At 33.7% G+C, this 20,824-nt stretch carries 21 protein-coding genes; 16 read left to right on the top strand and 5 right to left on the bottom strand.

The annotated features are described in order from the left end of the window. Positions 1-87 precede the first annotated feature (87 nt). Genes CELAL_RS20050 through CELAL_RS20040 form a run of 3 tightly spaced genes read left to right on the top strand, consistent with a single transcriptional unit; the run spans position 88 to position 1,465 of the window. Positions 88-510 (top strand): hypothetical protein, encoded by a 423-nt coding sequence (locus CELAL_RS20050; RefSeq protein ID WP_165748321.1) that lies wholly within the window; start codon positions 88-90, stop codon positions 508-510. 14 nt (positions 511-524) lie between these two features. After that, complete coding sequence (locus CELAL_RS20045; RefSeq protein ID WP_013552729.1) at positions 525-806, top strand: hypothetical protein; 282 nt, start codon at positions 525-527, stop codon at positions 804-806. Between the two features lie 41 nt (positions 807-847). Continuing rightward, positions 848-1,465 carry a hypothetical protein gene (locus CELAL_RS20040; protein ID WP_013552728.1) on the top strand — a complete coding sequence of 206 codons (618 nt, stop codon included), beginning with the start codon at positions 848-850 and terminating at the stop codon, positions 1,463-1,465. Between the two features lie 21 nt (positions 1,466-1,486). Here the strand turns inward: CELAL_RS20040 and CELAL_RS20035 are convergent, their stop codons facing one another. After that, on the bottom strand, positions 1,487-2,653 hold the full coding sequence (locus CELAL_RS20035; protein ID WP_013552727.1) for a DUF4861 family protein: 1,167 nt from the start codon (positions 2,651-2,653) through the stop codon (positions 1,487-1,489). Positions 2,654-2,929: 276 nt separating this feature from the next. Here CELAL_RS20035 and CELAL_RS20030 point away from each other — a divergent pair, with 276 nt between their 5' ends. From CELAL_RS20030 to CELAL_RS19970, 13 genes are all read left to right on the top strand, one after another. Beyond that, on the top strand, positions 2,930-3,508 hold the full coding sequence (locus CELAL_RS20030) for an N-acyl amino acid synthase FeeM domain-containing protein (protein WP_013552726.1): 579 nt from the start codon (positions 2,930-2,932) through the stop codon (positions 3,506-3,508). Further along, the gene (locus tag CELAL_RS20025) at positions 3,501-5,024 is read left to right on the top strand and encodes an FAD-binding oxidoreductase (RefSeq protein ID WP_013552725.1); all 1,524 of its coding nucleotides are present in this window, start codon (positions 3,501-3,503) and stop codon (positions 5,022-5,024) included. Before CELAL_RS20030 ends, CELAL_RS20025 begins: the two co-directional genes overlap by 8 nt. 175 nt (positions 5,025-5,199) lie before the next feature. After that, the gene (locus CELAL_RS20020; RefSeq protein ID WP_013552724.1) at positions 5,200-5,901 is read left to right on the top strand and encodes an SH3 domain-containing protein; all 702 of its coding nucleotides are present in this window, start codon (positions 5,200-5,202) and stop codon (positions 5,899-5,901) included. Between the two features lie 87 nt (positions 5,902-5,988). Then, entirely contained in the window at positions 5,989-6,636 is a 648-nt protein-coding gene (locus CELAL_RS20015) for a DUF2459 domain-containing protein (protein WP_013552723.1), read from the top strand. A 196-nt stretch (positions 6,637-6,832) separates the two neighbouring features. After that, the gene (locus tag CELAL_RS20010) at positions 6,833-7,603 is read left to right on the top strand and encodes a hypothetical protein (protein ID WP_148229721.1); all 771 of its coding nucleotides are present in this window, start codon (positions 6,833-6,835) and stop codon (positions 7,601-7,603) included. 132 nt (positions 7,604-7,735) lie between these two features. After that, complete coding sequence (locus CELAL_RS20005; RefSeq protein ID WP_013552721.1) at positions 7,736-8,377, top strand: tetratricopeptide repeat protein; 642 nt, start codon at positions 7,736-7,738, stop codon at positions 8,375-8,377. A 231-nt stretch (positions 8,378-8,608) separates the two neighbouring features. Next, positions 8,609-9,934, top strand: a complete 1,326-nt coding sequence (locus CELAL_RS20000) for a TolC family protein (RefSeq protein ID WP_013552720.1) — start codon at positions 8,609-8,611, stop codon at positions 9,932-9,934. A 4-nt stretch (positions 9,935-9,938) separates the two neighbouring features. After that, a complete protein-coding gene (locus tag CELAL_RS19995; RefSeq protein ID WP_013552719.1) occupies positions 9,939-11,171 on the top strand; it encodes an efflux RND transporter periplasmic adaptor subunit in 1,233 nt (410 codons plus the stop codon). Between the two features lie 11 nt (positions 11,172-11,182). Beyond that, positions 11,183-11,923 carry an ABC transporter ATP-binding protein gene (locus CELAL_RS19990; protein ID WP_013552718.1) on the top strand — a complete coding sequence of 247 codons (741 nt, stop codon included), beginning with the start codon at positions 11,183-11,185 and terminating at the stop codon, positions 11,921-11,923. Between the two features lies 1 nt (position 11,924). Continuing rightward, positions 11,925-13,145 (top strand): ABC transporter permease, encoded by a 1,221-nt coding sequence (locus tag CELAL_RS19985; protein WP_013552717.1) that lies wholly within the window; start codon positions 11,925-11,927, stop codon positions 13,143-13,145. Then, positions 13,138-14,202 carry a sensor histidine kinase gene (locus CELAL_RS19980; protein ID WP_218916570.1) on the top strand — a complete coding sequence of 355 codons (1,065 nt, stop codon included), beginning with the start codon at positions 13,138-13,140 and terminating at the stop codon, positions 14,200-14,202. Before CELAL_RS19985 ends, CELAL_RS19980 begins: the two co-directional genes overlap by 8 nt. Before the next feature lie 3 nt (positions 14,203-14,205). Continuing rightward, complete coding sequence (locus CELAL_RS19975; protein ID WP_013552715.1) at positions 14,206-14,955, top strand: LytR/AlgR family response regulator transcription factor; 750 nt, start codon at positions 14,206-14,208, stop codon at positions 14,953-14,955. 131 nt (positions 14,956-15,086) lie between these two features. Continuing rightward, entirely contained in the window at positions 15,087-15,833 is a 747-nt protein-coding gene (locus CELAL_RS19970) for a hypothetical protein (protein WP_013552714.1), read from the top strand. Positions 15,834-17,079: 1,246 nt separating this feature from the next. Here CELAL_RS19970 and CELAL_RS19960 read toward each other — a convergent pair. The 4 genes from CELAL_RS19960 to CELAL_RS19945 form a co-directional block, all read right to left on the bottom strand. After that, positions 17,080-17,562 (bottom strand): PIN domain-containing protein, encoded by a 483-nt coding sequence (locus CELAL_RS19960; RefSeq protein ID WP_013552712.1) that lies wholly within the window; start codon positions 17,560-17,562, stop codon positions 17,080-17,082. Next, positions 17,559-18,326, bottom strand: coding sequence for a hypothetical protein (locus tag CELAL_RS19955; RefSeq protein ID WP_041557841.1), 768 nt, complete (start codon positions 18,324-18,326; stop codon positions 17,559-17,561). Before CELAL_RS19955 ends, CELAL_RS19960 begins: the two co-directional genes overlap by 4 nt. Positions 18,327-18,494: 168 nt before the next feature. Continuing rightward, positions 18,495-19,655 carry a metal ABC transporter permease gene (locus CELAL_RS19950; RefSeq protein WP_013552710.1) on the bottom strand — a complete coding sequence of 387 codons (1,161 nt, stop codon included), beginning with the start codon at positions 19,653-19,655 and terminating at the stop codon, positions 18,495-18,497. Further along, a complete protein-coding gene (locus CELAL_RS19945) occupies positions 19,648-20,775 on the bottom strand; it encodes a metal ABC transporter permease (RefSeq protein ID WP_013552709.1) in 1,128 nt (375 codons plus the stop codon). Before CELAL_RS19945 ends, CELAL_RS19950 begins: the two co-directional genes overlap by 8 nt. Positions 20,776-20,824 lie beyond the last annotated feature (49 nt).

The following is a 20,824-nucleotide window of genomic DNA, read 5'->3' as shown; positions in this document are numbered from 1 at the left end:
GCTTCAGCAATGAAAGAGGAAAGGAAATATACTAAAACGATAGTTCAATTTCAAAGTAAATATCAACCAGCTCAAATTTGGGAATATTTGACGCATCCAAAATATACCGTAGAATTTACGAAAGATCCCTGTTATCATAATCAAGTTAGTGCTTCTTTTACATTAGAAAAAGGAAATCAATGGATAGAAATTCATACAGGAGAAGACTGTGAAGGAGATGTGGTTCAATGTAAAATAATAGAGAGTACCACCTACAAATGCTTTCGTACTGTTCGTCATCAAGCAGGAATAAAGAACACAACAATAATTAAGCTTGAAGAAAATAAAGAAGGCACAATCATTACCGAAACACAAAAATTCTCCTTAAGTGCTAGAAAAATAAGACCAATTAATATAATGTCATGGATAATGCTTGGCACGGGTCTATTGACAAAATTTTCTTTCAAACCAGAAGATGATTCCTATTGGTTTGAACATATGGAACAAAAAATAGGTGATGTATTAAGTTAAAAGAGAAGAAAATAATGGAATTTAAATTCAGAGATACAAAAGATAAAGCAGTGTTTACCTGTAATCATGTTCTAAAAGATGGTCATCCAGTTTTATCTGTTACTCATGACAGTGATGGAGACTGGCAATTTTTATGCGGAAAAAATAGCCATACAGAAGAGGATGCTAAAATTATTTCTTTAGAGAATGCAGTAGCATTAGATCCTACCGTAAACCAATTATTTGAAATGCCAGTAGGAGTAAGAGCTGAGCGTAAGGCAATTGGAGAAAAATGGAATCCTTTTAGAATTGGATAAGACACAAGGATAGAATACTTATTACGTAATCAAAATTGGGAATGAATAAAGCAGTTAAGACTATTTTAAAGTATGTGTTAGAGCTTCTGATTGTAGCTTTTGGAGTTTTTTTAGGTTTTTATATTAGTAATATTAACGCCGAGAAAGAGACGAAAAAGGACACACAAAAATCTATAAATAGTATTATAGAAGAACTAGAGAATAACCAGAAATTGATAGTAGAATTTATTGAATACCACGAAAATATAAAGGTTCAGTTGGATAGTGTTTTGCCAACAATGAATGAAGAGGATAAATTTTCAAGATTTTATATGAATGATAAATTCAAACATAATCAATTAAAAGGGTGGATTGGTTTCCAATATGCAAGGCTTGAAAATACGGCTTTTGAAAGTTCAAAAATTAGTGGTGTAATTAGGCATTATGATATTGAGTTGATTCAAGAAATATCAAAAAGTTATACTTATCAACAAACCTATATAGATTTCGGCACATCAATTTTAAACAAAGCGATTGCAACAAACTCATCTACCTCTGTATATGATTTTTATGGAATTATAGAATTAATGACTTCAGATTTACTCAACTTAGAGAAGCGTTTATCTAAAGAAATGATGCAAACAATTAAAGAATTAAAAAAAACTCAAAATACGGAGTAAAAAATTTGTACCACGCCTTTTTTAGCGTTTAACACTTATAATACAAGGGTTTTTAATACACTCCGCTTGTTGTTTAATATAGTGTAGCCACGCTTCTTTAGAAGAGATAGCTCCAAATTCATCCCAAGCAGCTCCGGTATAATAGGTAATTGTATCTTCAGGTTTTGGTTTGAGGATACTAACCACATGATTGTTTATTTTTTCAATAGACGCAATGTCACTCGCTACGGTAATGAAACCAGTACCCAGATTTCCTTTGCCTTCTCCTAAAGACTCCCAACTGGCTAGCCAACCCAAATCTTGTTCAATTTTGGTATCTGAATCCTTACGTTGTACAAAACTTATGGCGGGTGCATAGCCTAGCGCAGCAATGTCATTAGAATAACTACTTTCAATTCTATTAAAATAGTGGCCTGCATCCAATGTTACTCGTTTGGTTTCTATAAGAGTATCATTTAAAGTCCACCCTGTAAATTTCAATTCAAAAACGGTACGAATAGGACCGTTTGCGATGATTTTCCAATCATAAAAAGCATTTGAAAAATAAAGGGAATCGTTTGCTAAAAGTCCAGTGCCGCCACAACCTTGATTTTTTCCAGAGTTGTAATGATCTGCTCCATAACCAGTATCCACATGATAACTTTGCGAAGGGGCATACCATTTTTCGGTAAGGAAATCTGGAGTACGCTTACACCAAACATCCATAGCAATCCCTGTACCTTGTTTTAGCGCTCTCTCCTGGCCATAAAAACGATACCCAATAAAATCATTTTCCCAAGTAAAATCTTCCATACCTTCTTCTGTAGGCATGTAAGTAGCATATACTTTAGATGTAATTAAAGAATCTTTCTCTATGATGTAAAGTTCAAATTTCTTTTTTTCATTAGGATCAAAATCAGTCTGAAATAAAAATTCTTCAGGAACTCCATCTTCATTATAATCGATAGCTTGAGTACGAAGTAAAGTATTACTTTTTAGATCTTTTATCTGAATTAACTGTAATCTTTCAATAGGAAAATTTGCTTTAATTACTGCTGCAGAGAGTGTTATAGTTTCATTTTTTCTGATCATCGAAATAGGATTTTCTATTTCAATCTGTAGATAGGAATCTTTTTTGGAAGATAAGCTTTGGCAGTAGGTAACTTCTAGTGCACTCAGTAATAGAAGGAAAAATAAGGTTGACTTCATAAAAACTTTTTTACCACATTTAAGTTTCGAGGTATGAATATAGTCTTTTATGATTTTACAGAAGATGTTTAAAAATTACAATTTTTGAGGATATTGTTTATAATCTTTAACTATTCCTAGAACGAGACACTTTATAATGATATATCTTAGGGGTGTACTCTTTTACCTACAAAAAAATAACAATATACGTTTTGTATTGGTGTTATTGCTAAGGGCAGGGTAAGGAGTTAATAGAATTAAAAACTACATATTTAACGTAAAAAAAACCAGCATTAAATGGAATTCAAAATAGTTTTAACAGACGAAGAATTTGAAGCTACCGACAATCTTATTCAAAAAGCATATCATTTAAAAAAATTAATAGATGAAGGAGACTATACGCACATAAATAGGGTGAAAAAGCATAGTTTTATTAGGGCTTACGGCAAAAAGGATTTAGATCCTATCATCACATGTTCGGCTATTATTAGCTCTAAAAAAGAAGAGTTGCCAAGCTCAGATATATATGACGAAGAAATAGCAGCACTACTAAAAGCAAAAGAGTATGTTGCAGAAGTTTGTCTTTTAGCAGATTGCAGAAAAATTCCAAGATATAATGATCTACTCAATTTACTTTCACTCCTTAGTTCAGAAAGCTTAAAGAGGGGAGTAACTAATGTAATTCTCTCTGTAAACCCAAAATCATGCAATTTTTATGAAAGTTTTTTTAATTGTACCAAACTCGGTATTGAAAAAGAATACGAAAAACTATCAGAAGCTCCAGCACAATTAATGTATTGTGATTTAGATTTAATAGACTCTGAAAATTTCCCAAATTTATTTAGGCAAACAATATATAAATATTACCATGCATAAACAGACAATATCAAGATGCTTAGACAATCTATCTGCGAGTAAAAATATAGTCTATCCTGAAAATACAGAGGGGATAAAAGAGGTTATAACTTATTGTAAAGAGAATACGTGTAGTTTTTATCCAGTTTCATCAGGTAATAATTGGGGGTATGGGAGTAGTTTTCCATCAGATGAAAATACCCAGATTGTAATGAACTTATCCAAGATGCCAGGGGTAATAAACTTTGACGCGGATGAAGGCTTGCTGACGTTTGGGCCTGGGTTAACCCAAGAAAAACTCTATAATTTTTTAAAAGCTAATTCTTATGAATATATGGTGCCAGTAACAGGTGCAGGGCCAGAGGCAAATATTATGGGTAACGCTTTAGAACGGGGATTTGGAATAACTCCAATTCATGATCATGTAGCATCCGTACATTCTTTGAAAGCCATTTTACCGGATGGGAGCACTTATGAATCTCCCTTTGCACAATTAGGGTTATCACAATTAGATAAGCATCATAAATGGGGAGTTGGCCCTAATTTCGATTATATATTCTTTCAATCTAATTTTGGAGTTGTTTATGAGATGACCATAAAACTAGAACGTACACCTGATAAAATTGTGATGTTTATGATGTCTATTTCTACGGATGACCTCAACGATTGTTTATTAAAATTAAAGAAAATAAAAGAAACCTATAAAGGGTTTATTTCAGGTATTAATCTTATGAATACCCGAAGGATGTTAGCGATGAAAACTAATTATCTTTTAGAAGAACAAGGGTATTGTTCAGAAGATAGACTACAGTTATTAAAGGCAAAGCACCGGTTAGAAGATTGGACTGTGATGGGAGCCATTTATGGACCAAAAGGTATTAGAGCTACTATTCAAAAAGATATAAAAAGAGCTTTAAAAGGTATTGGAACAAAAAAACGTTTTATTTCTTCAGACAATATCATATTAAATAAAAGTTGGCTAGGCAAGCTATTTGTTGCTTCAGAAGACTTAAAAAAAATAAAAGAAGGCTTCTCTATTTTAAAAGGTAAACCTTCTAGATACCCACTTAATTTAATATATTCTTTGTCTGAGATACCCGATGAAGATAAAAAATACAATCCTTTAAAAGACCAAATAGGTATCCTATGGTTTGCACCAGTTATACCCTATAAAGTGCATATTATAAATGAATATATGACAGGTATCTATAAAATTTTTGAAGCGTTCCATATGGAACCGATGGTAACTTTAACCATTCAGAATGAAAATATTATAGCATCTACAATACCAATTTTATTTAAGAAAACAGAAAAGGAAAAAGTAGAGAATGCACATAATTTATATAGAAATTTGCTGAAATTTTCTCTAGAATTAGGTGTCTATCCTTATCGATTACCTACCATTTTTCAAAAGGAATATGTTGATCGCTTGAATTGGAAGGAGAGTCTGGCTTTTAAATTAAAAAACAAACTAGACCCAAATACTATATTAGCTCCAAATCGCTATTCAAAATCAGAATTAGAAACAAATAAATAACTTTAAGGTAGAAATCTATACCTCTCTTTTGAGATATGGTTTGTAGGTCTTTAACGAATTAGAAAATTAAGGAGTAAATTTTAGCTATATTGGTGTGGAGAATATAGAACCTATAAGCCGCAACAGTGCCTGCTCTATATGTTATAGTTAAGTCAGAAAAATAATAACCATGTACATGAAGTCAATTATTGCGTTTCTTATAATTTTTACTTTAAATGTACGAAGTATAACTGCCCAAGAAATTTTTCTAGATTCATATTATATATGGGCTAAAAGTGGTTTAAGCCTAAGAGCATCTCCAGATAAAAATGCTGAAAAAATAACTATAATTCCTTATAGATCAGAAGTTAGTTTAATTTCTCGTTCAAATGAGACGTTGACGGTTAGTGAATTTCCAGGCTTTGAGTATACTTCTAATTGGGTAAAAATAAAATATAAGGATCTTGTTGGGTATTCTTTTCTGGGATATTTAGCTAAAATTAAACCTCCAGAAATTTCTGATCTTGTTGACTTGCAAAATTATTTAAATGATAATTTCACTAAAACCAACACAGAAATTATTTCTAAATATGAGAACTGTCCTATGGAAAATGAAGCTTGTATTATTTCTGGAGTAACTAGTTATAAAGAAGGCATTAGTTATAGTTTTTGGAATGGTGAAGCAGGAGGGTCAGAAACAGTGAGTATTCCTAATTTTAATATTTTACAAGCTTTTATATTAGCTAGTACTTTCTGTCCTAGCTATACCGCATACAAAATAGAATATTTTGAAAATCCACAACCAACTATACTAGTTTATAGAGATACAGCTGGTTGCGATTTTTCTATAACAGTTTTAGGATCTGTTGCTATTATTCATTGGTCAGGAGGCTGTTAATTTTTAAATTAAATGGGTTTTAATTCATATGTATTATAGGTATATAAATCGATGCTATAATACGCTATAAAAAAAGAAATAAAAGGAATGAATGTAGTTAAGAGAATAGGAAAATTGGTGTTGTTTATTATTTTAATTCCGCTTACTTACCTAGTAGTCTCCTTGCTTTTATCAGCGCTAACAGTGGATAAAAAAGAAGCTAGCGTACCTTCCCATAGTTCTATCTATTTAAGTTCGAATGGAGTTCATTTAGATATTGTACTAGAAAAAAAAGATATTAATACCTTAGTGCTGTCTGGACTAAAACACACAGCGGGAGATAAATTTATGTCATTTGGTTGGGGCGATGAAAATTTTTATTTAAATACTCCTACTTGGGGTGATCTGACTTTTAACAATGGATTCAAAGCGTTATTTTTAAAAAGCGCTACTTTAATGCATATCACTAGGTTTAAGGAAAAACAAATAAATTGGATTGAAATAAAAGTAAGCCATAATGAATTAATTAAATTGAACTCTTATTTAGAGAAATCATTTCTTAAAGATAATACAGGTTCCAAGACCTTAATAGCCTATAAAGGATATGGTAGTAATGATGATTTTTATAAAGCAAACGGAAGTTATTCTTGTTTTAAAACGTGCAATAGCTGGGTGAACACAGGATTTGTAGAAGGCGGTATGAAAGCTTGTTTTTGGACGCCTTTTGATTTTGGATTGTTACATAAATACGAGTAAATTAGAAGTACGAATAATGGGCAACATTTAAGAATGATAAGGAAGTCCACAGATTTTTTTGAATTAATTCTAAAAGAGAAAAGTTAAAACAAAAGTTAGAAACAGGAATCTTTATGAGTCTTAAAATTGTAATTTTTTAGAAGTCATTTTTTAACAAACGGACTGTCTTATGAAACACACCGTTAAAATTAAGTTTATGATGAAAAGAGTTTTTTTATTAATGGTGTTATTTTCTATTCTTGGACTAGTTAAAACCTATGCCGGTTGGTATCAATGTTACAATTATAAAGGAACTGTAGGCAACTATCCTATTACACTTTCTATTCAGATTACAGAAGGTTTTTTTGGAGAAAAAGATAAAGAGATTTTTGCTATTAATGGTGTTTACAAATATGACCACTACAATAACCCTATTCAATTAGAAGGTGTTTTAAATTTAAAAAACAATAAAATTCAACTTTTTGAAAAATTTAATGATGCACAAACGGCAACTTTAGAATTCAATTTTTCTGAAAATATAGTTACTGGAACATGGACAAGCTTACAAAACCAAAAGACATTACCCTTAAATTTAGAATACGTTTCAAAACTGATGGATACTTCTGATGCAGATGTCTTTGAAAACATAGAAATTTTGCAACTAAATGCCCTTAAAGACTATTATTTTATGGGGGTTTATTCTAAAAAAGAAGCTGCGTCTGTGAGGGCTAACATGCAGAAATTAAAAATAATGAATAAACATGATAATTCCGTCTTTCAAATTATTGATTTTAAAGATTTAGAGTATAATGTAGGCAATGTCATTACACTAATATATCAAAATATAGAAGTTAATAATTTAAGTGAAAATAAGATAACCGTTTGGTGTGATGTTGGAAGAATGGGAGGAGTGTTTACGATTCAATTTGATAATCTGAAAAACAAGTTTATTTCAGATTATGATTTAACTATAGATGGACCAAACTAAAAGACTATTGCCTATGAAAAATGAAGATAAAGTGAAGTTAGGGGCTTAAGTATTTAGGCTTTATGATTTAAGTCTATCTGTACTTAGACTCGTAGCAATACATTGAACAGGATCTATTTAAAAAATAAAAAATTGAAAGCCATAATAATTTTATTACTCACGATATTAAGTAGTTGTAATCAGCATAAATGCCCTGAGGGTATTAATGATTTGCCCATGTATGGAGAAGTTCCTAAATGTGATGAGCAACTAAAAATTGACACTGATTTTCTAAAGGAATGTGATAGCGTTTTTGAAAGTAGAAAAATTGCTGCAATCCATTACATTGATTTAGCTTGGGGTCATTTCTACGAAAATCAAATGGACTTATCAATGAGAAGGTTTAATCAAGCTTGGTTGTTGGATAAGGAAAATGCGGATGTGTATTGGGGATTCGGAAACTTGTTAGGGAAAAAAGGTGATTTCGAAAAATCTTTAGTTTATTTTGAAAAATCCCTTCGGATGAACTCCTCTAATGCAAAAGTATGGGAATCAAAGGCCATCAGTTATGGTCAAATATTTTATAAAACGAAAGAAATTACTCCGCTTAATAAAGCAATTGATTGTTTTAAAAAAGCATTGAAAATTGAGCCTAACAATGCGCGTGTTTCGGGTCAGTTAGCTCATGTGTATACTTATTTTAGTCAAAAAGATAGCCTAAGGAAATATATAGAATTAACAGATCAGCTAGATGCTACTATTATTAGGGAAGACTTACGAAAATTAATAGATTAAAATGTTAGTTAACCTTATGGGATTATAGTTTATTAGTCTGCATTTAAAGTTGGTAACTATCCTGTTTTTGGGAGGCCTATACGGCTCATATTCCTCAAAATAAACAAATTCACAGAAAAACCATCGATAAAATATCCGTTTTCGTATAGAGAATAGTGTAGAACTTCTATTCCGTTTACTAGATACGTGTAAAAGTTTCAATTTTGAAGTGTAAATTAAAAATCACTTTATATGAAACTATATACACTTATAGCATCGCTACTGTTTAGCTTAGGCATTTTTGCTCAAGAGCAGCCTAATACTTCAGATGCTAAGGTTTGGACCTTAGAAGAATGTATAGCTTATGCATTAGCGCATAACATTACAATACAACAAGCCAACATTAATAAGCAATTAACAGAGGTAGCTTTAATGGAGTCTAAATCTTCTCGTTTACCTAGTCTATCAGGGACAGCAAGTCAGAACCTTACCAATGGGAATACGATTGACCCTATTACGAGCGATTTTGTTTCGCAGCAGATAAACTCCACAACCCTTTCTTTAAATACGTCAGTAACACTATTTCAAGGCAATCAGATTAACAATCAAATTAAACAAAGTCAACTGCTCGTAGATCAGTATCAGTTATACGCGCAAGAGTCTCAGAACAACATCACCTTAAATATTACTGAGGCCTACATTCAATTGTTATATGCGAAAGGGGCTATAAAGATTGCAGAAAACAATGTAAGCACTTCTCAGAAAGAAGAAGAGAGAGCAAAAGCGCTTTTTGATGCGGGTTCCATAGCTATACGTGATTATACAGATGCTAAATCTCAAACTGCTACAAACAACTATAATTTAATTGCGGCTAAAAATACCTATGATCTACAATTACTGAGTTTAAAGCAACTTTTAGAACTCTCATCATCAGATAGCTTTGCTATTGTAGATGGGGTAGAATATTTGCCAGAGAATGTTCCTGAACTACAAGAAATATATGCAGAAGCCGTAGCTATACTTCCAGAAATAAATGCCAGTAAAACAAATGTTTTGGTATCAGAAAAAGCCTTAGATATTGCAAAAGGGGGATACTTGCCCACCTTATCACTTACGGGGAGTTTAGGATCAGGTTATACGTCTACGCAAGCTTTAAATTTTACCGATCAGTTTGATGGCAACTTTAACCAACGGGTAGGTTTGTCCTTAAACGTTCCTATATTTAATAAGAATAAAACAAAAGCAGCCGTTCAAGAAGCACAACTAAATATAGACAATGCCGCCTTGCAATTAGCGCAAGAAGAGAAAGACTTGTATGTGAAAGTAGAAACGGCGTGGAAAAACACTATAGCTACTCAGAGTCAGTTAAACGCGGCCTATATCGCCCGTAATGCGGCAAAAGAATCCTATAGATTGGCACAGAAACAATATGAATTGGGAGCATTGAGTACTACAGATTTAATCTTTAGTCAGAATACCTATACCAATACAGAACAAAATTACATACAAGCAAAATATTTAAACTTATTGTACCATCAATTATTACAATTTTATCAAGGAAACCAAATAAGCATTTAAACATATGAAAAATAATAAAACAAAAAAATGGATAGGAGCTACAGTTGTTATCGCGCTTGGTTTAGGAAGTTATTTCTTCTTTTTTGCTGGGACAGGTAACGCTGAAGTGCAGGTACTAACGGTAAATGCAACCAAGGGAGATGTTACGACAATGGTGACCGCTACAGGAACAATAGAACCCGTAAAACAAGTAGATGTGGGTACACAAGTATCTGGAGTGGTAGAAAAGATCTATGTAGATTATAATAGTGTGGTTACCGAAGGGCAACTTATTGCTGAATTGGATAAGACCACTTTACAATCTACATTAATCAAGCAACAGGCTAATTATAATAAATCGGTAAACGATAGAAATTATCAGAAGACTATTTATGACCGTCAGAAAGTATTGTACGACAATCAGGTAATTAGCAAATCTGATTATGATGAAGCCTTGTATAATTATGAGGTAGCTAAAAATACCGTTTCAGAAACTTATTCTGATTATCAGAATGCGAAAACAAACTTGAGTTACGCTAATATCTATTCCCCTATAAACGGAGTGGTATTGTCTAGAGACGTAGATGAAGGGCAAACGGTAGCAGCAAGTTATAGTACGCCTACCTTATTTACGATTGCCAAAGACTTAACAGAAATGCAAGTAGAAGCAGATGTAGATGAAGCAGATATAGGACAAGTAAAAGAGGGGCAGCGTGTAAGTTTTACAGTAGATGCGTATCAAGGTGAAGAGTTTGAGGGTACCGTTACTCAAGTCCGTCTTAACCCAACCACTACTTCCAATGTAGTGACCTATACGGTAGTTATTAAGGCAGACAATCCAGACTTAAAATTAAAGCCAGGCTTAACCGCTACAATTTCTATTTATACGGTAGAATTGAAAGAGGTACTTACGGTAGCGGCAAAGGCAGTTAATTTTAAACCGAATCAAGAATTGATGCAAGCGTATGAGCTGCAAAAAGGAATAACGCCTACACCACGTGCACAAGGTAGGAAAGCAGCTCCTGAAGAGAAGCCTGTAGTATTATGGGTGAATACCAATGGAAATATTAAGCCGCAGCCGGTTACCTTAGGCGTTAGTGACGGCGTAAATGTAGAGATCATAGAAGGTGTTACTGCAAATGATGTAATTGTATATCAAATGAAATATGCATCTGGGGCCACTACAGGAAAGGCAAGTGGAGATAGTGAGAGTCCGTTTATGCCTACAAAACCACCAGGAGGACGTGGAAATCGATAAAAGATAAGCGTATGAAAAAGATAGCCATACAAATAGATGATTTAAAAAGAGAATTTAAAATGGGGGATGAGGTTGTTCATGCCCTAAGAGGAGTTTCTTTTACGATAGAAGAAGGAGAATTTGTTACCATTATGGGAACAAGTGGCTCAGGAAAAAGTACCATGCTTAATACCTTAGGCTGTTTAGACCAACCTACATCAGGAAGTTATAAGATAGATGGGGTATCGGTAAAGGAATTGGACAAAGATCAACTGGCTAAAATTAGAAATGAAAAAATAGGTTTCATTTTTCAGTCCTACAATCTCTTACCACGAACAACGGCTTTAGAGAACGTAGAATTGCCATTGCTATACAATTCATCTGTATCAACAGAAGAACGCAAAGAAAGAGCCTTAGAGGCCTTAGGAAAAGTAGGTTTGTCAGAACGGTTGCACCACACACCTTCACAATTATCAGGAGGGCAACAGCAACGTGTAGCTATAGCCAGATCATTAGTGAATAATCCTATTGTATTATTAGCAGATGAGGCCACGGGAAATTTAGATACCCGCACTTCCTATGAGATTATTGCACTTTTTCAAGAACTGAATCGCCAAGGGAAAACCATCATTTTTGTAACTCACGAGCCAGATATCGCCTCTTTTAGTACGCGTACCATTGTATTAAAAGATGGGCAGATTATAAAAGACGAAAAGAATACCAACATTAAGAATGCTAAAGAAGAATTAGCAGCCATCCCAAAAGAAGACTGATATGAGAATTCTAAATTTATTAAAAATATCATTCAAAGCTATTATCTTAAATAAGGTAAGGGCTTTGCTGACCATGTTAGGGGTTATTATTGGTGTGGCTTCAGTGATTGCCATGTTGGCCATTGGTGAAGGCTCTAAACAGAGTATTAAAACGCAAATATCTAATATGGGATCTAATATGATTACCATAAGACCTTATGCAGAACAGAAAGGAGGAGTACGTTTAGACCGCAGTGAAATGCAATCGCTTACGCTTGATGATTATGAGAAAATAGCATCAGAATCCAGTTTACTTACCTATGTTTCTCCGCAAGTAGATGGTAGCGGACAAGTGATTAATGGCGCAGAGAACTGGCCTTCTAGTATTTATGGGGTGAATCCGGACTATCTGTCGATCAAAGTGTGGGAAATAGAAAATGGAAGTATGTTTACCAATGCTGAGGTTTCTTCGGCAGCAAAGGTTGCTGTTATTGGGCAAACGGTCGTAGAGAATGTATTTACGAATGGAGAAAATCCGGTAGGGAAGATGATTCGCTTTAACAATATCCCCTTTATGGTGATTGGCGTATTGGCTGAAAAGGGAGAAAATACTTTTGGTCAAGATCAAGATGATGTGGTTCTTGCTCCGTATACTACGGTGCAAAAACGTATTTTAGCGATAGACTATTTACAATCTATAATTGCTTCTGCCGTCAGTGAAGATCAATCTGCAGATGCCGTAGCTGAGGTCACTAAAATTATGGATGAAGCACATGGTTTGCAAAAAGGAGGCATTGCAGATTATGAAGTAAGTTCTATGGAAGAATTAATTTCTACTTTTAGTGCTACCAGTGAGATGCTAACGGTATTGTTAGTAGCTATTGCAAGTATCTCCTTATTAATTGGAGGTATTGGGATCATGAACATTATGTATGTTTCTGTAAAAGAACGCACCAGGGAGATTGGCTTGCGATTGGCAGTAGGTGCAAAAGGAGCCGATATCTTGATGCAATTTCTAATCGAAGCGATATTAATTAGTATTACAGGTGGAATTATTGGGGTAGTTTTAGGACTAAGCACTACTTTTATCATTGAAACAGTATTGCATTGGCCTACAAGTGTTACGGCATCGTCTATAATAATCTCTTTTGCGGTATGTGCCGTAACAGGTATATTCTTTGGATGGTACCCCGCACGTAAAGCAGCAGCCTTAGATCCTATAGCAGCAATGAGATATGAATAATAGATTTTTTAATATGCCCATAAATAATAAAGTACTACTACCTGTATTGCATGTTCTGGCATGGTTTATCTTGTTTAGTTTGCCTTATTTTTTACTTACGCTAGATGCTACACAAGATCAAGTGTTGTTAAAGACTTTTATACGCTCTTGGGTGCACTTGTTTTTCTATGGGATTATATTTTATATCAATTACCTGTATCTTATTGATAAGCTTTTGTTCTCCAATAAATTGCTTCAATTTATTGGCATTAACGTGATTATTATCGGGGTTTCTATTTTGTTGAGAGAACACTTAAAAGCTTTTTATTTTGACCAATGGCTGGACCTTAATAGCGAAGAGACTAGAAAAATGCCACGTAAAGAAATGTCAATCTATTTTAATATTATAGCTACCATCGTTCCTATAGCCTTCGCTGTAGCTTTAAAAACTACGGAGCGCTGGGTGAAGATAGAAAAAGCAACTAAAGAGGCGGCAACTTTAAAATTACAAACAGAGATTCAGCATTTGCGCTACCAATTACAGCCGCATTTCTTCTTTAATTCTTTAAATAATATATATTCTTTGGTAGACGTTGCACCAGAGCAAGCCAAATCTACCTTACATAGTTTAAGTAAGTTGATGCGTTACTTGTTGTATGAAACAAATACTAGTGTAATTGCTTTGAGTAAGGAAATAGATTTTTTGAAGAAGTATATAGATTTGATGGAGTTACGTACCTCAGATAAAACAAAGATTAGTTATAGTTTTCCGGTGGAAGAAACACAAATACAAATAGCGCCTTTGTTATTTATATCGCTTATAGAAAATGCCTTTAAACACGGAGTTTCGGCAACCCAAGAAAGTGAGATTAAAATAAGCTTGACTACTCAAGATAATTTGGTTATTTTTAAAATTGAGAATACAAATTTTCCTAAAACGACGACGGATAAAAGTGGTTCGGGGATAGGCTTACAGAACCTAAAGAAAGGTTTGGCACTTTTGTATGCCGATAAATATACTTTTGAGACGCAATTAAAGGATGGTATTTATAGTGTAGATTTAAGAATAGAAACCTAAGAGATGAGTGTAATTACCTGTATTATAGTAGATGATGAACCTATGGCACTAAATTTAGTGGAGTCCTATGTTTCAAAAACATCATTTTTACAACTTAAGAAAAAGTGTAGTAGTGCATTAGAAGCTTTAGACTACCTAAATGAAGAACCGGTAGATTTAATTTTCTTAGACATTCAAATGCCAGATTTAACGGGCTTAGAGTTTTCTAAAATGCTTCCTAAAAATACGCGGTTTATTCTTACTACAGCTTTTGATCAATATGCTTTAGAAGGGTTTAAGGTAGAAGCATTAGATTATTTATTAAAACCTTTTGATTATGCAGAGTTTTTAACTGCAGCAAATAAAGCGAAGGTCTGGTTTGATCTATCAAAAAAGCAAACGGTACCGGTATCAGTGGTGCCAGAATTAAAAGAGCAGCCAGAAAAAGAATTTCTTTTTGTGAAATCGGAATACAAACAGCTCCGTATAAAACTGGCCGATGTGTTGTATTTTGAGGGCTTAAAAGATTACATCAAAATTTGGATCAAAGACAATCCAAAAGCTATTTTGACATTGATGAGTTTAAAATCATTACAAGAAGAATTGCCCGAAGAAAGTTTTATGCGGGTACACCGTTCTTTTATTGTCTCGTTAAAGAATATTGAGGTTGTAGAGCGAAGTCAGATCCTCATAAATAACCAGCGTATTACCATTTCGGAGCAATATAAAAGTAAATTTTTAGACTATATAAATTCCAATTCTCTGAACCTATAATTTCCATTTCTTCTTATTTTTTCAAATGCATTGTAAAGTGCACTAGGTGTCTAGTGGCTAGTTTTAATATAAAAGGCAATGTTTTTTAAGGTTGATGTTAAGGAGGATTAGGAGTATCTAAAGTAAAGTATATGAAGCTATTCCGTAAGTTAAGAAGAAACCTGATTGCCTTAGGTAAGGTAAAATCTTATATCATTTATGCTTTAGGTGAAATTGTATTAATCGTAATAGGGATCTTGATTGCGTGGAAAATAGGCGACTTAAATGAAATACGAAAAAACAATATAGTAGAGCAGAAGGTGTATGAAAGTTTAAATGAAGAGCTGAATACCAATTTGCGCATTTTAAATGGTTTGGTAGCCGAATATCCACGTGCCATAGTTCGGTTAGAAAACACTTTGAATTATGTTGGGTATACAGAAGATAAAATTACTCAGGGTACCAAAGACACTATCATCAATGTAGTAGATAAAGAAGTAAGTTTATTAGATGGCGCTATAAATTCCATCATCAATACTACAAAGTTTGAGTTTATAGATAGTGCAGATTTGAAAGATTTAATCATCATGTATCCAAATAAGATTCAGAATTTTAAAGAGCAAGATGCTAAGATTAAACTAATTGTAGCAAACCGACTCAAACCCGTTTTAGAAAAGTATATTTCGTTGGCAGATATGTTGCCCAATAATGATCCAAAATACGATAATATATGGAAGTATGGAGCCAAGTCTGATTATGTTGGTTTGCTATCCGATAAAGAATACCAGAATAGTATTATAGATCGCATGTTACAAACACAAATTCAGTTTGACCATGCAAAGAGCCTACGCAGTAAAACTAAAATTCTTATTAATGTTTTAGCGGAGGAATTAGACTAGCTTAAAAACAACTGTTGAGGTTTTACTTCAGATTAAGTGTGAACTAGAAGCAGTGCTAGAGAACAAGCATTCTTACTATCAAAAAATACTATATTGTCACTTCGAGTGAATGATGAAGTAGCGGTAGCGGATGCATAATTAATATCGAGAAGTTTTAGAGTAGCAAAAAGTTCTCGATACAATTTTCTACTGAAAATCACTCTAACTGACATTCCCGTGGTACTATTGAGGTAACGGGTGTTGTCACTTCGAGTGAATGATGAAGTAGCGCTAGCGGATGCATTATTAGTATCGAGAAGTTTTAGAGTAGCAAAATTTTTTTGATACAATTTTCTACTGAAAATCACGCGAACTGACATTCCAGTGGTACTATTGAGGTAACGGGTGTTGTCACTTTGAGTGAATGATGAAGTAGCGGTAGCGGATGCATCATTAGTATCGAGAAGTTTTAGAGTAACAAAAAGTTCTCGATATAATTTTCTACTGAAAATCACTCGAACTGACATTCCAGTGGTACTATTGGGGTAATGGGTGTTGTCACTTCGAGTGAATGATGAAGTAGCGCTAGCGGATGCATTATTAGTATCGAGAAGTTGTCGCGTTTCAAAAAGTTCTCGATACAATTTTCTATGGAAAATCACTCGAACTGACATTCCAGTGGTACTATTGAGGTAATGGGTGTTGTCACTTCGAGTGAATTATGAAGTAGCGCTAGCGGATGCATCATTCGTATCGAGAAGTTTTAGAGTAGTAAAAATTTTTTGATACAATTTTCTACTGAAAACCACGCGAACTGACAGTTGGCTTTTTAGTATTAAGTAGATAGTACAAAGTAATAAGTAAGAAAGTCTGATTGTTATTTTTAGTTGAATTAAGGAACGGCCTATCGAAAATTTGTCGTGAAATTTGAATTGAAATATCCGTGGTAATTTCAGGCTGTTTGAGCTTAACGCTAGGTTTTATTTTTCTTGATTGTTAAAAGCGAGTTCCTGAAATTCAGGAGATTGATAGAAAAATTTAGACTAAGTTTCGTCAGCCTAGATTTTCCCGCCTGCCTGCCGGCAGGTTTGGTTCTTTTTTTTATCGATGAAAAAAATGAACAGATAGTTTGGGTTAAGTTATTATTAGATAGTATGAGGTTCAATTTAGAAGTATAGCCATACTATAAGGCATTCAATTATATAAAAGCTCTTCATTCGAAGGGCTTTTTGATCTAAAAACACCAGAATAAAATTTAAGAATGAGATTAAAACAATCTTCCTAATTTATCATTAAGAGGAATGGTTAAATCAATAAACTCAAATTTTAAATTATGTGATTTTCCCAAAGGCTCAATCATTTTCCCTAACGATTTTCTATCTTTTGTGATATAAGCCTCAATTTTCCTATTATGAATTTGAGAGAATAACTTAATATCGTTGATTATAACTTTTCTTTGCTCGGATTCCCTTAATGTTTCATTTCCTTTGAGTTCTAAAAAAAAGCCACCTGCAATTTTAGCATCTGCATAATCAAATTCTAATAATCTAAATGCATTAAGTGAAAGTAAATTATCTGGGTTATCTCCAACAGCATATTCACTAACTACAATAGTGGAGAGATACATTTCTATTCCATTTTCAAGAAAGTATTCAAAATAATCTTTTGCATTTTGGTGAAACTCATCATCCGATTTCAATAATCGCATACAAAAAGAATTATCTAAAAGAACACTACTTATTCTCTTCATATTCCATCTGTTTTTAGGTCATCAATCCAAGCATCAACATTTGTAATTTTGCTTAAATTGACAGATGCTTTTTCAATCACTTTTTCTAAAAGCGATTTATTAAAAACCGGTTTGTATTGAATAAACTCAATTAATTCTAAATCGGATAGTTTATCATCTTCAAGACTTTTTTTACCACGTACTTTAATTCCGAAAGGCTTATAAGTTTTTTTCTCACCATTCATTATCTGTTCTTTAGTAGCAGCAATTGTGAGATTACCATATTTATTGGTAGTTATATGTAAATTTGGATTTTTCCCGCCTTCTTGATAGATTTCACCATAAAGATAAAATTCACTTTCATAAAAAGTTGGTGCAATCATTATGAAATTTGTGGTATAATCTATAACCAAAGATGACTCTTTTGCAATCGAATTATTAAACTCAATTATATAACCATCTTTAACAGCCTTTTTTTGAAATTTATCAATTATGGATTGCCTTTTATAATCTAAAAAGTCTAAATTATTCCTGCTTTTGATTTCACTCGTTAATCCATTAAATAATATTACCGCAGTGATTGGTAAAAAGAATTTATGTTTGGCAGACCCTTCTTCTATGTCATAAGACATATGTGGTCGATTTTGTTTCTCTTTTCGATTTGGATACAAGAAGGATTCTACATCTGATATAAAGTCTTTTACTTCATTAATATCAATGTTTTTAGGACTTAAGGTATTATCCTTATTCGTCACTCTTAACTCTATGTAACCTTGTTCTTCCACGTTTCTAAAATACAAAATTACTGAATATAAAAAAAATACAGACAACAACCTGTATAATTAATTACTTTGGCTAGTTCTTATTTAGAAAATTCCTTCGGCATTTTCTCTGTCACGTTTTAGTTTACTAAATTAGTTGGTTAGCCACGGAACTAACCATACAGAAAACCGTTACCCCCTAAATAGAAAGAAATCATCCTTCATATACTCAATTTTAGCATCCTCATTCGTAATAATATAATCAATAGCAAGAGACGTAAATTCTTCTCCTTTTGCTGTTAAGGAAACTACCCCATTATCAATAAGAATCATATTATTTTTTTGTGCAAGTTCTACAACTGTCTTACTACGGACTTTCTGCCAGTTGATGTGTTCGTTGAGGTGATTAACATGGCGTTCTTCTTCCTCTTGGTGATTTTTTAAATGCAATAAAAAGGTAAGCAGGGAAACTTCTGTACGTTGTTGCCGCTCCCGATAGATTACCGCTATGACCCCTTTGCTAGGGGCAAATAAGTATACTAAAAAGAAGATAATACCTAACATGGTAGTTATAGAACCCGCAATGGAAGCATCTAGGAAATGGGCTAGCCAATAGCCAGCAATAGCTCCTGTAACCCCAAAAACAATGGCCAACAGTAACATACGCTTTAAATCGGTTGTTAGTAAATAGGCGGTTGCAGCTGGTGCAATCATCAAAGCAACTACCAAGATAGCCCCGACGGCATCAAAAGCTCCAACGGTAGTCACTGACGAAACCGTCATTAATCCGTAATGGATTATGGTAGGCGAAAAGCCTAACGAAGCTGCTAAACCAGCATCAAAAGTGCTGATTTTTAATTCTTTAAAAAAAGCAATAAGAAGGATAATTGTAAGTACTAGAATACTACCGATGATTACCAGTGATTTTGGGCCAATATCTGTCCCCCCAATAATCATACGATCAAAAGGTGCAAAAGCCAATTCTCCTAGAAGAACGGCATCTACATCTAAATGTACATCGTTTGCATTTTTAGCAATTAGAATAACACCAATACTGAATAGAATAGGGAAGACCAACCCAATTGCCGTATCTTCTTTTACTAAGCCTGTTTTCTGGATGTATTCAACGAGTACCACGGTTAGTATTCCGGTTAATGCGGCAAGTATAATGAGTAAGGGCGAATTTAAATCTTGCGTGATAAAGAATCCAATAACAATACCTGGGAGTATAGAGTGGCTGATGGCATCACTTATCATGGCCATTTTACGCAATACCAAAAAAGTTCCTGGAATAGCACAAGCAATGGCTACAATACTAGCAATAAGCTGAATTTCTATTTGTGAGCTACTCATCTTTAGCGTTTTGTTGGTTGTATAAATTAGATGCTACGTTAAAGCCTTCATCTGTTAAACTCCACATGTTCCCTTTGATGGTCACATAATTTTTTTGCACTAATTCCTTTAGAGTCTTAGTGGTATATCCTTGAAAATTATTTAATATTTTAATGGCATGTGGGTGCGAAATATTATCGTGAGTTTCCGCTATATGATACATGAAAGCTAAGGTTTTGTGTAACTCTAAATCACGTCTGTTTTTAATAATTCGTATTTGTTTAAAAAGTAAGCCACGGCTTGGAGAAAAGATAAAAGAAAATAGTACAAATACACCGGCTACAATAACAATTACCGGTCCGGTAGAAAGGTTGGTTTGGCTAGCACTAATTGCCGTACCAAAAACACCAGCAAACGCACCAAAAATTGCTGCGAGAATCACCATAAAACTCAAACTATTGGTCCATTGTCTTGCAGCAGCGGCAGGAGCTAGGAGCATAGCGCTCATAAGAACTACACCCACCGTTTGCAGGCCTAATACAATAGCGAGCACAATAAATGTGGTAATTAAGATATCTATAAATTTTGTATTGAAACCTAGCGTTTTGGTATAATCGGCATCAAATAATAAGATTTTAAATTCTTTCCAGAAGAGAAGTAAAATAATTAGGCAGATACCGGTTACGATAGCCATAAGCCAAACATCGCTTTCTACGAGTGTTGCTGCTTGCCCAAAAAGGTATTTATCTAAACCCGCTTGGTTGGCATTGGGTTGCTTTTGAATAAAAGTAAGGAGCAACATTCCAAATCCAAAAAAGAGGGATAATATTAACCCTAATGCGGTGTCTGATTTTAAATGCGTTTTTGTGGTAATTCCACGAATCCAAAATGTACCTAAGAGTCCGCTGATCAGTGCTCCGATTAACAACACGCTACTGTCTTTTGTTCCTGTGATTAGAAATGCAATAGCAATACCGGGCAATGCGGCGTGTGAGATGGCATCTCCTAATAGACTTTGCTTTCTAAGGACGGCAAAACTACCGAGCATGCCACATACAGCTCCTAAAATGGCAGTCCCTAACGTAATGGTTCTCAGGGTATAATCTGTAAAGACAAGTTCTATGTATTCTAATGGGTCTATGATTGTTTGTTTTAGTGGTTTATACTTCGTTTTTAGTGGTTAGTCTGTA

It is taken from the genome of Cellulophaga algicola DSM 14237, from assembly GCF_000186265.1.
Taxonomy (GTDB): Bacteria; Bacteroidota; Bacteroidia; order Flavobacteriales; family Flavobacteriaceae; genus Cellulophaga; species Cellulophaga algicola.
This window is presented reverse-complemented; position numbering and strand designations above follow the sequence as displayed.

What these genes read in the sequence shown, in the direction of transcription:
- CELAL_RS20025 (WP_013552725.1), top strand. Translation starts at nt 3,501, where the DNA reads ATGCATAAACAGACAATATCAAGATGCTTAGACAATCTATCTGCGAGT.
- CELAL_RS20000 (WP_013552720.1), top strand. Translation starts at nt 8,609, where the DNA reads ATGAAACTATATACACTTATAGCATCGCTACTGTTTAGCTTAGGCATT.
- CELAL_RS19960 (WP_013552712.1), bottom strand. Translation starts at nt 17,562, where the DNA reads ATGAAGAGAATAAGTAGTGTTCTTTTAGATAATTCTTTTTGTATGCGA.
- CELAL_RS19975 (WP_013552715.1), top strand. Translation starts at nt 14,206, where the DNA reads ATGAGTGTAATTACCTGTATTATAGTAGATGATGAACCTATGGCACTA.
- CELAL_RS19950 (WP_013552710.1), bottom strand. Translation starts at nt 19,655, where the DNA reads ATGAGTAGCTCACAAATAGAAATTCAGCTTATTGCTAGTATTGTAGCC.
- CELAL_RS19990 (WP_013552718.1), top strand. Translation starts at nt 11,183, where the DNA reads ATGAAAAAGATAGCCATACAAATAGATGATTTAAAAAGAGAATTTAAA.
- CELAL_RS20030 (WP_013552726.1), top strand. Translation starts at nt 2,930, where the DNA reads ATGGAATTCAAAATAGTTTTAACAGACGAAGAATTTGAAGCTACCGAC.
- CELAL_RS20040 (WP_013552728.1), top strand. Translation starts at nt 848, where the DNA reads ATGAATAAAGCAGTTAAGACTATTTTAAAGTATGTGTTAGAGCTTCTG.
- CELAL_RS20045 (WP_013552729.1), top strand. Translation starts at nt 525, where the DNA reads ATGGAATTTAAATTCAGAGATACAAAAGATAAAGCAGTGTTTACCTGT.
- CELAL_RS19995 (WP_013552719.1), top strand. Translation starts at nt 9,939, where the DNA reads ATGAAAAATAATAAAACAAAAAAATGGATAGGAGCTACAGTTGTTATC.
- CELAL_RS19970 (WP_013552714.1), top strand. Translation starts at nt 15,087, where the DNA reads ATGAAGCTATTCCGTAAGTTAAGAAGAAACCTGATTGCCTTAGGTAAG.
- CELAL_RS20035 (WP_013552727.1), bottom strand. Translation starts at nt 2,653, where the DNA reads ATGAAGTCAACCTTATTTTTCCTTCTATTACTGAGTGCACTAGAAGTT.
- CELAL_RS19985 (WP_013552717.1), top strand. Translation starts at nt 11,925, where the DNA reads ATGAGAATTCTAAATTTATTAAAAATATCATTCAAAGCTATTATCTTA.
- CELAL_RS19980 (WP_218916570.1), top strand. Translation starts at nt 13,138, where the DNA reads ATGAATAATAGATTTTTTAATATGCCCATAAATAATAAAGTACTACTA.
- CELAL_RS20015 (WP_013552723.1), top strand. Translation starts at nt 5,989, where the DNA reads ATGAATGTAGTTAAGAGAATAGGAAAATTGGTGTTGTTTATTATTTTA.
- CELAL_RS20010 (WP_148229721.1), top strand. Translation starts at nt 6,833, where the DNA reads ATGATGAAAAGAGTTTTTTTATTAATGGTGTTATTTTCTATTCTTGGA.
- CELAL_RS20020 (WP_013552724.1), top strand. Translation starts at nt 5,200, where the DNA reads ATGAAGTCAATTATTGCGTTTCTTATAATTTTTACTTTAAATGTACGA.